This is a genomic window from Bradyrhizobium nanningense, from assembly GCF_004114535.1.
GTDB lineage: Bacteria > Pseudomonadota > Alphaproteobacteria > Rhizobiales > Xanthobacteraceae > Bradyrhizobium > Bradyrhizobium nanningense.
On the sequence record NZ_LBJC01000011.1, the window covers coordinates 1 to 8,913 of the forward strand.

Annotated in this window: 5 protein-coding genes and 3 pseudogenes; 6 read left to right on the forward strand and 2 right to left on the reverse strand. The window is 57.6% G+C overall.

The window, feature by feature from the left end; translation table 11 throughout:
• Window positions 1-309 (reverse strand): transposase (locus XH84_RS07075; RefSeq protein WP_208757051.1); only part of this gene is annotated, 309 nt, incomplete at its 3' end.
• A 57-nt stretch (window positions 310-366) separates the two neighbouring features.
• Between XH84_RS07075 and XH84_RS07080 the strand changes: the two genes are divergently transcribed.
• Window positions 367-585, forward strand: a complete 219-nt coding sequence (locus XH84_RS07080; RefSeq protein WP_128917797.1) for a hypothetical protein — start codon at window positions 367-369, stop codon at window positions 583-585.
• Window positions 586-883: 298 nt separating this feature from the next.
• On the opposite strand, the gene XH84_RS07085 is transcribed toward XH84_RS07080, so the two are convergent.
• Complete coding sequence (locus tag XH84_RS07085) at window positions 884-1,441, reverse strand: D-glycero-alpha-D-manno-heptose-1,7-bisphosphate 7-phosphatase (protein WP_128917798.1); 558 nt, start codon at window positions 1,439-1,441, stop codon at window positions 884-886.
• Between the two features lie 418 nt (window positions 1,442-1,859).
• Here XH84_RS07085 and XH84_RS07090 point away from each other — a divergent pair.
• From XH84_RS07090 to XH84_RS07115, 5 genes and pseudogenes are all read left to right on the forward strand, one after another.
• A pseudogene (locus XH84_RS07090) lies at window positions 1,860-2,278 on the forward strand (YqaJ viral recombinase family protein); the annotation flags it as partial.
• Window positions 2,242-2,527: pseudogene (locus XH84_RS40600) on the forward strand (ERF family protein); the annotation flags it as partial. The pseudogenes XH84_RS07090 and XH84_RS40600, both read left to right, overlap by 37 nt.
• Before the next feature lie 692 nt (window positions 2,528-3,219).
• On the forward strand, window positions 3,220-4,314 hold the full coding sequence (locus tag XH84_RS07100) for an acyltransferase family protein (RefSeq protein WP_128917799.1): 1,095 nt from the start codon (window positions 3,220-3,222) through the stop codon (window positions 4,312-4,314).
• A gap of 3,214 nt (window positions 4,315-7,528) precedes the next feature.
• On the forward strand, window positions 7,529-7,954 hold the full coding sequence (locus tag XH84_RS07110; protein ID WP_128917800.1) for an NUDIX domain-containing protein: 426 nt from the start codon (window positions 7,529-7,531) through the stop codon (window positions 7,952-7,954).
• Window positions 7,955-8,616: 662 nt separating this feature from the next.
• Window positions 8,617-8,913: pseudogene (locus tag XH84_RS07115) on the forward strand (capsular biosynthesis protein); the annotation flags it as partial.

The window sequence follows — 8,913 nt, forward strand, 5'->3', positions numbered from 1 at the left end:
CTGCACCACCGCGGTGAGCGCCTTCTCGGCCATCCGGCGCGGCTCCAGGAAGCCGGGAAAGTAGGAACCCTTGCGCAGCTTTGGAATGCGCAGTTCGACCGCACCGGCGCGGGTCTCCCAGATCCGGTCGCGGTAGCCGTTGCGCTGGGCCACACGTTCGGGGGTCTTCTCGCCGTAGGCCGCTCCGGTCTGGCCTTCGACCTCCAGCTCCATCAGACGCTGGGCGGCAAAGCCGATCATCTCGCGCAACAGATCGGCATCAGGGGTCTTCTCCACGAGCGTGCGCAGGTTCATCATGTCGTCGGTCATCGGTGGTTCCTCGGTTGCGTTGGCGTGTCGCAACCCGATCCTACCGGAGAACTGCCGGTGACCACCGCAAAGCCGCCCGCCCGCTACGGCGCTATGTGGGGCGCGCGTCCGCGCGGCTTTGCTCTACCGAGCTACACCACCACCGAGGACACGACCTTTGAGAACCTCGTCGCTGCCGCGATAGGGCAGCCTTCTCATAACGTTCCAAGCTCGACAGAAGCCTTATTTGTTTTGGATCAGCGTCCTCAATCACAAGCAATATCAGGCTTAACCTAATAGCTCGCAGCCGATCCTGTCGATTCCTGGCTTGAGCCAGATCTTGAAGCGCGATCTCCATACCCGCGCCTTTGAACTCCTCCGCAAAAACTGCATCGAACCGGGCGAAACCAGAGCCGTCGGAATCGTCGCAGCGAGACAAGCCATGCCGATAAGCATTGCGGCTCGAGATTCCTTTCCCCGTGCTTGTTCGCGGGCCGGTACTCTTCGCTGCGTTTGCACGATTGGCTTCGATTTGACGCTTTGACGCCAACTTCCCTCCATTGATTTCCCGAATTAGCAATCGACCGCACAAATCCTACTTTCCCGCGTCTCCGCGATGCGACGGCGATCGATGAGGAGGGCCATGGGAGCAAGCCGTCAGCAGCGGAGCGAGGAAGGTGTGCAGGTTAGACCCATCAAACAGATGGGCTGCGATGCCGGCCGCCTGCGCTGCAGCAAGGTCGCTCTGTTTGTCCCCGATCATGAAGCTAGCATTAATATCTACTGGGTACCGCTCAAGCAGAGCTGTGATCATGCCCGGTTGCGGCTTCCGGCAATTGCAGAGGATACGATAACGCTCAATCAGGCCATCGGGGTGATGTGGGCAAAACTCGAACGCATCGATGTGCGCACCAACAACAGCGAGCTCACACGACATCCAGTCGTGCAGATTGCGAACGTGCCGCTCCTCAAAGAACCCTCTCGCAATTCCTGATTGGTTCGTCACGACAAACGCAAAATAACCGGCATCATTGACTGCCTTTACGGCCTGCTGAGCTCCTTGCACCCACCGGATCTTGGCCGGATCAAAAGCATAGCCGTCGTCCTCATTGAGGACGCCATCACGATCAAAAAAGACTGCCGGACGCATCAAGCTCACTGGCCCACGCTGGAGGGGATACTGCCGATCTTCCGACAATCACGGCTTCATTTCAACACGTCGGGCGAGGTTGGAGAGGAGTCTTGCCTGCGCCGCGTGGCCCGTCCGGCGTAGATTGGCTTCGTTTTGTCGCTTTGATGCTGGTCAGCCTCCTCATCGTTCTTGCCTAAACCGTGAGAACAAGAGCCATTTCAGCCGCCAAACGAGCAACAAGATTGCTGCAGAAAGGACTGGCATTCCCCGGCGTTTGGAGCGTTACTGAGTCGGCCGGGCGCAAACGCCAATTATGACGCCGGTATCTCGCCTCGCGGACGCGGGGCTTCGGGCAGTGCGGCATGTAGCGCCGCTTGTTCTTGCGTAGGAGATACCGGTGACGACGGTTCAAGCGAATGGCGTCGACGCGCCAAATCATATCATCAGGTTCAACCCAAATGACCGGCGCCATTTCATCGGCGGCTCGGAGGCCCGTATCATCATGGGAGATGATCAAGACAGCCTCACCCGCTTGTGGCGGGAAAAACGCGGCGAAACGGAGCCGCAGGACCTCTCGGACAATTTGATCGTGCAGCTTGGAACCGTGACCGAGGTCTTGAACCGCGCCTGGTTACCAGCGCGCTAGTGGTCACACCGTCAAGGACATCCAGAAGCGTGTTCGCCATCCCGTACACAGATGGATGGCCGCAACGCTTGATGGGACCGTCGAGCAGACCGGCGCCGTCTTCGAAGCCAAATTCATGTTGCCTTGGGCCTTCCGCCGCGGCCCAGAAGCACATGGCGCAGCTGCAGCACAACATGTGGGTTACGACAGCGAGCGCATCGGAACCATCGCTTCCGCCCTAGCCCGAGCCCAGGCGGAACTGACAAACCCTGAGAAGACCCTGACCGCTGTGATCCGCTCGTCGTTCCCGCGGGAGAATAACCTGACCTTCCGCTATGCTTCTCTCGCGTCCGGCCTGGATATCGTCCGCAAGCCCCTGAGCCAGCACGACATCGCCACCGTCCAGACCACCCGGATTGAGCAGGTCACAGGTCAGATCCTTCTCACCCCCGCTCGCCCACGCCTCGGGGGAAGGGGTGTCCTGTCAACCTCGCTGAAATTGCTCACCTTTCCGGCCTTCGCCGCGAGCAATCTACGGTCCAAGCCACGGTCGGTCCCTAAAACCGTAGCTTGGACAAACCTGCGAATGCGTGATTCTTATTCTGCCCTCAGCGCAAAGGGGGCGTATCATGGATGTAGTGTCGGCCGTTGGCTGGATCGTTCTAGTCGTGGTGTTTGTAGCGGCGATGGTCATGGTAGAGGCTCGCGGAAGGCTCAAATGAGCGAGCCTAAAGGAACACGGAACCCGAGATTTTCGTTTTAATCACCATGCCAAGAGAGATCGCAATAACACTCTGGTCCTTAGCGGCCGCCTGCGTGATCGCATTTAGCGTGGCTGCGCTCGTGTCGCCTCACTAGGGACTCCGGTTCCCAAAGGAGCGGAATGTGAATAGGGCCTGGCTTGTTTGGCTTCGCGGCTTGCGCGGCGCGACGGCTGAGATCTGGCGAGATCATCTGGACGTTTACCGCAACCGGTCTGAGGCCAGAGTCCTCGGAGTTCGCGAGCTCACAGAGGCCGAGGCACGTGAGCCACTTGACCGCCTAGTCAGGAAATACCCACGCCCGACGGAACCGGACGAATGACGTAGGGGCCGCTTGGGCTTCCTTCCACATCCACAGCGCGCAATAGGACATTGCTACTGGACATCCGCAGACGCCGACCTTAACCGACCTTATGGGGAAATTAGGATCAATCCAGTCGCTGCGAGCGCTGGCAGCTTGGGCGGTAGTGCTCGGTCACATCGGTTCACAGGCAACGACGGTTCTCGGCAAGACAGATGCGTTAGGCGTGTTCCTTTATCGAGCCACGCAATCCTATGTACATGCGGGCGTCGATCTATTTTTCGTCATTTCCGGCTTCATCATTTTCATTGTCACTCAAGCGCCTCGGCAGACCGATCGCTTTAGAGAATGCGCCGACTTCACCACCAAGCGAGCGTTGCGGATCTTCCCTCTATTTTGGATCACCTTTTTTGTCACCGTGCTGCCGCAGGAAGCCTTTCAATGGTGGGACTGGCGGACCTGGTGGTGGCAACTCACATTGGTAGAGCCACCGATCAACCACGGAGTTGCGTGGACTCTCGTTATCGAGCTGCGCTTCTATTTCTTGGTGGCGCTGTTGCTCATTTTGTTCCGCCGTCGCCTTTCGTACGGTTACGCCGTCTTATCCCTTGCGATCGTTGCGTCCTGCGGTTTTGCCTTTTACAGCGGCCTTCCATCCTCATCCTTCACGAGCTTGCATCTGACTGAATTCGTGATGGGTGTTGTCGTAGCAGCGCTCGTGTCCTCCCAGGTCCGCTGCTTCGCTAAAACAGCATTTTTGATGGGAGCGGTGTGGATGGCAGCATCGGTCGGTTTCTTATTCAAGTCCGCGGTTCCTGATTTTGTCGGCCCCTACCTCGCCGGCGGACACTATGCGATCGACACCCAAACATTCCGCATCTTCGGATTTGGGATCCCCTCTGCTTTGATGGTCTATGGCTTGGTGGCCCTGGAAATGCGAAATGCCATCCGAATCCCGCGCGTGATGATTGCAGCAGGCGACGCCAGCTACAGCATCTATTTGTGGAATACGGTCATCCTGACTGTGCTCGCGATTGCCTTTGGAGCCACTGGGGTCCCTGGGCTTTTCGCGTTCTACGCAACGACCATCGCCTCCGTCGCTGTTGTCGGATGGGTAAGTTACCGATGGATCGAGCGGCCGTTGATCCGCATCGCCCATCGTGTTCCATGGGATCGATTCCCCGCAAAATCGTCTCGTTCAATCTAAACGCGATGAACTCGCCAGCGAGAACCGGTGGGCGCTGTCTCTGCTAGCCGAACCTCATATCTAGTGCGAAGCTTTCGCTCGCGCAGCATTCAGGTCCGCTTTTATGCCTGAGATTTCTGCATCGGCCGGTTGTCGACCTGGGGGCGGTACGTTGAGGTCTCGCGCCCATGGCGCTGCTGGTCCAACTATAGGAGCTGAAGTGACCTGATCAGAGCTGACACAAGCAGAGACAAGGGAAGGCCGACGCCCAACGGCTCGAATTTGGCGAGATCACATCGACGTCTACCGGAGCCGGTCGGAAGCACAGATCCTCGGTTTGCGCGACCTCACCCTCGCGGAAGCTGGCGAGCCGCTTGGTCGTCTAGCCAGAAAGTATCCCCTCCCCCCAAACCGACGAATGAATGGCCAAGAGCTGAACACGAGCAGATGCACTCGCCGGTCGGTTTTAGGGATCGCTCCCACTGGACATCTCGCCCGATCCTGGCCATTGATCATTCTGTCCTTGTGGGGCGCCAAAGAAAATCCGCCGACCCTTGCCCGGATGAACTCGACCAGTAATGCGTTATAGTCCTTTGTTGTGCCTGCTCTTGACTGCCTGCTCCTCAATCTGGGCAGACGCAACCGTCCCCGTGCCAGCGCGTGGCCCCGTGGGGCCGCCTAGTCAGGAAGAAATAAAAAAGGGCGTTCAGATTACGGCGGCAGAGGCAAAACTAGCTAGGCCAATTGAAATCTCCACCCTGCGAAAGGCTGACCACGGGCCGGGGGGTTATTTCGTCTGCTTGCGAGAGGCGAACCAGCTGCTCGATAGACCGCGCCTCACTTATTCCCTATTTTTCGATGGCGTTTACAAGTTTTCGAGACAGTCCGTGATTATAGAAGATTGCGAGCGGCAGGAGTATTCGGCCGCCAACTAAAGCCGCTAGGTGGCTGCCAGTGCGAGCTCTCCCGGCGACCTAGCCGCTTGTACGTGGCGTCTCTTCTAGAAGCGCTTCTCGACATGGTACGACAAGACGGCTGCGACCGTGGTTAGAATGGCGGCTACCCGCCGGCCTATGAGCCGGCGGGCCGTATCCTTTACCGCTTCAACAGCCGGCGGTGCGTCATCAGCCGGTGCCGGTCGCGCTTCCTGTGAACTCGGCGCCGCCGCTTCATTTGCCTTCCCGTATTGCGCGATCTTGCGAAGCGACAGCGTCACAGTCCGGAGCACGTCGCATGCGAGCGATTGATCGCTGCCGGAAGTTTGGGTGATCTCTAATAGCCGCGCCCGGTGACAGACCGGACAACCGGGGGGTGAGAGCCTGCCAATGAGACAGGTGCACCGCTTTTAAGGGCCGAAGCGCTCTGGACAGACGGCACGCCCCCGCCATAAAGGTCCGGTCGGTACCGCGCCGCCAAGCGCGTCCGTTGAGCCCTCTTAAGGCTCATTCAACCGCCGCCCATCGCTTGCAGGCGATAGGGCATTCCTTGCAGGGAATGCGGTCGACATCACTGGTCCGGGCTCTCACACCCAACCGTGTGCGTTAAAAATCTACTCCCCCTGTGGGGAACTCGTCGCGGGCCGTTAGCGTCGGGGCCCGAGATAGGCCGAGCCGTTATCTTCGAATGTGACGACGCTGAGCGCCAGGTACCCGAAAAATATCCCTGCGACGATAAGCAGAAGTTTGAGCCGAGATTTCATGGCACGATCCCACCACAGTATGGGGATTTCTGTCTATCCCCTTCTGGGGCGCTTTGGCGCGTCAGTCATCCTAGAGACCCCGGGAGACGGAATCGCCCCTGGAGCTTGGCTTCAACACCGCCACCGAAGCAAATACTTCGGTAAACGCCTGAGATCTCGCACTTGGCCTCCTCTGGAAGATGGCTCGGCAGGAGATCGCGAACTTGGCGATACACCACTTCACTATTTTTGTTGATCTTACGCCGCGCTCTACGCTCAACTTCTACTTCCAGGGACTCCCGCACACATTTGTCAAACTCGGGATCAAGCCGGCGCTGTCGACAGTAGGAAGGATGTCGACTAGCTTCAATCGCTTGTCGGCCTTGTTGCCGCGAGGTCGGCCAACTGCAAATCCCTGCGCGAGTTGGCCCGATGGTATCTTGCGCCTCAGGACGTCCTTCACGCGCCTGAGCTGTTCTGGTTTCATGAGAGGGCCCGTATTTTGTTGGCGTTCGCGGATATCCTGCACTGACGGCAAAATAGGCCAGTCCCGTCCGCACTCGGACGGTATCGAGTGTTTGTCTCGTTGAACTCGTGTCCTCGCTTGCAATGGCTCATCGCACGCTTCCGCAATGCGCCCATCGCTTCAAGCTTTCGAAGCTTGCCGGCGTGCGCATTGCACGCCACCAGCGCCTTTACCTAGCGCCCCGAATCGGATGCGAGGCGCAACGTCTCTCAAGGACTTCGCGACTGGTGAACTTCAGCCATTTCAAGTTCATCGTGATCTCACGCAGGGTTCGCCCACCCTTCAACGCCTGCAGTATGGCATCGCTTGCGACAACGAGCGACGTTCACCCGCCCGCCAACGCTCCTTTCGGAGATTAGGTCGGGCTCGCCTTTCCGAAAGAGCCGCCTCGAAGGCGGAGTAAGGATCACCTCGCCTTCATCCGCGGCCACGGGTGTCTAGTTTGCCAGAAGACACCGGCTGATGCGCATCAGCTCAACTTTGCTCAGCCAAGAACATTAAGGCGCAAAGTGACATGTGTTCACTGTGCCGCTGTGCCGATCGCATCATCAATCACTCCACGGCACGGAGACGAGCGAGTCTGGAGGGCCAACTTGCAAATCGCTCTGCTATTGATTGCGAAGGAGCTTTGGAATGCAATCGTCAACTTGTATCGTTCCGGAATGCACGTGTACCAAATGGGAGGAGCTCACCAACGAATGAGGGACTATCGATCAGGTTCTTCAATTTCTCACTCCGCCGAGAGCACGCGTCAGCATCTTCCTAGAAGGACCGCATTCTCGCGCGATCGAGTTCAAACAAAAAGATGATGGGCTTGCAGTAGCCGCTACATCAGACTGGAAAGTATCCTGATGTTGACCTATGATCATCATCGGCTTGCCCTTAGTTGTGCTTTGCGCCCCGCCGGATAGCGTGGCGCCAAGTTTGATAATTTGGCTTCGGGGAGTCGGTGATCAAGGAGAATCTGTCAGCGCAGGAATCGAAGGGCAATCATTTCTTCCCCTAATCAGATGGTACTTTGATGCAGTCTCATGGATCTTAAGCGACGAGAAGCGACAGCCGCCATTCTTTTTGCACAGGACGGGCGCCTTCTACTGCAGCAGCGTGACAATATTCCTGGGATCCTGCATCCCGGAAAAGTTGGATTGTTTGGGGGCCATCGCGAAGGCAACGAGGCGTTCTTGGATTGTATTGTAAGAGAGATTTTCGAGGAAATCGGCTGTCGCTTGCCCGCCTCCAGTTTTCAGCACTTGGCTTCGCGACTTGGCCCCGATCCCGACGTGCCGGGCGGCGTCGTGCATGGAGAGATCTTCGTCGCGCGTAATATCCCCATCGACCGATTGATTGTTTGCGAGGGAACGCTACTTGTGATGCGGCCCTCAGCGATTTCAGAAATAGCGCACAAGCTCGTTCCTTCCGCTCATTTTGCTCTCGAGTGCTTTGGATATCGTCTATAGTTTTATTAGTTTAGCACAGACTGCCCGGGTTTACGGTTGGACAGCTCTTCCAACTAAGCAGGCCTTCAAATGAATTAAACAGGATCGATGCCCGTGGATGAGCGCACAAGCCGCGGTGAGCTGCCTGGCCGATTTACTCTTCGCGCTGCTAAGCTTGCTGACAAGTGCCCAGTCAGTCCGTCATGCCAATGGTAAGTATAGGCCGCTCGCAACTCTGCCCTTTTTCTTTGTCCAGTTAGATGGCAAATTCAAATCGGGCCAGGATCGTGCGCCATGTCCAGAGGGCCAGTCCCTTAAAAGCGTTCGGCGAGTGCATCTGCCTCGTGTTCAGCTCCTGGTCTTTTGTGCTATTGTTGCGTGAATCCTACAGCGTCGGGGGACAGGAAACTGCTAGCCAGACACAATCAGCTCGTTTTCGGATCCGTCATCCGAAGGGCCGCTGCCCGCTAGCAGCGAGCAATCCGAAGGATGGTTCCCTCCCGATCGTCCTGAATTGTGAAATGAGAATGCAAGCAGCGCATTAGACCAGCGGGCTGCGGATTATACTATCAGGTTTACCAGGCGCGCCCCATCTGGCCACCGTCGCGGCACTGGCAACTCTTGTCCAGATGGGCTATCAGCGCGGTCAGGTTGCATCAAACTGGGTTTTCATCGGTCGGCGGATGACGCGTCTTTCGCATCTCAATTCGCGCAATTTCCTGATTGCGCTGCACGATTTGCTGGCGACTACGGCGGCGCTTTTCGCGGCCTTTTACGTGCGATTCGAGGGGGGCGACGGTTTCTACGACCGCTTGCCGCTGCTGTTCCAGATCCTGCCTTACTTCCTTGCGCTCAGCGTGGTCGTGTTCTTCCTCTTCAACCTGACTACGACGAAGTGGCGCTTCATCTCGCTGCCGGATGCGCTGAACATCATCCGCGCCGCCACCGTGCTGACGCTCGCTCTGCTCGTGCTGGACTAC

Excerpts from the sequence above, each read along its gene's own strand:
- XH84_RS07100 (WP_128917799.1), top strand. The coding sequence starts at position 3,220 with ATGGGGAAATTAGGATCAATCCAGTCGCTGCGAGCGCTGGCAGCTTGG.
- XH84_RS07110 (WP_128917800.1), top strand. The coding sequence starts at position 7,529 with ATGGATCTTAAGCGACGAGAAGCGACAGCCGCCATTCTTTTTGCACAG.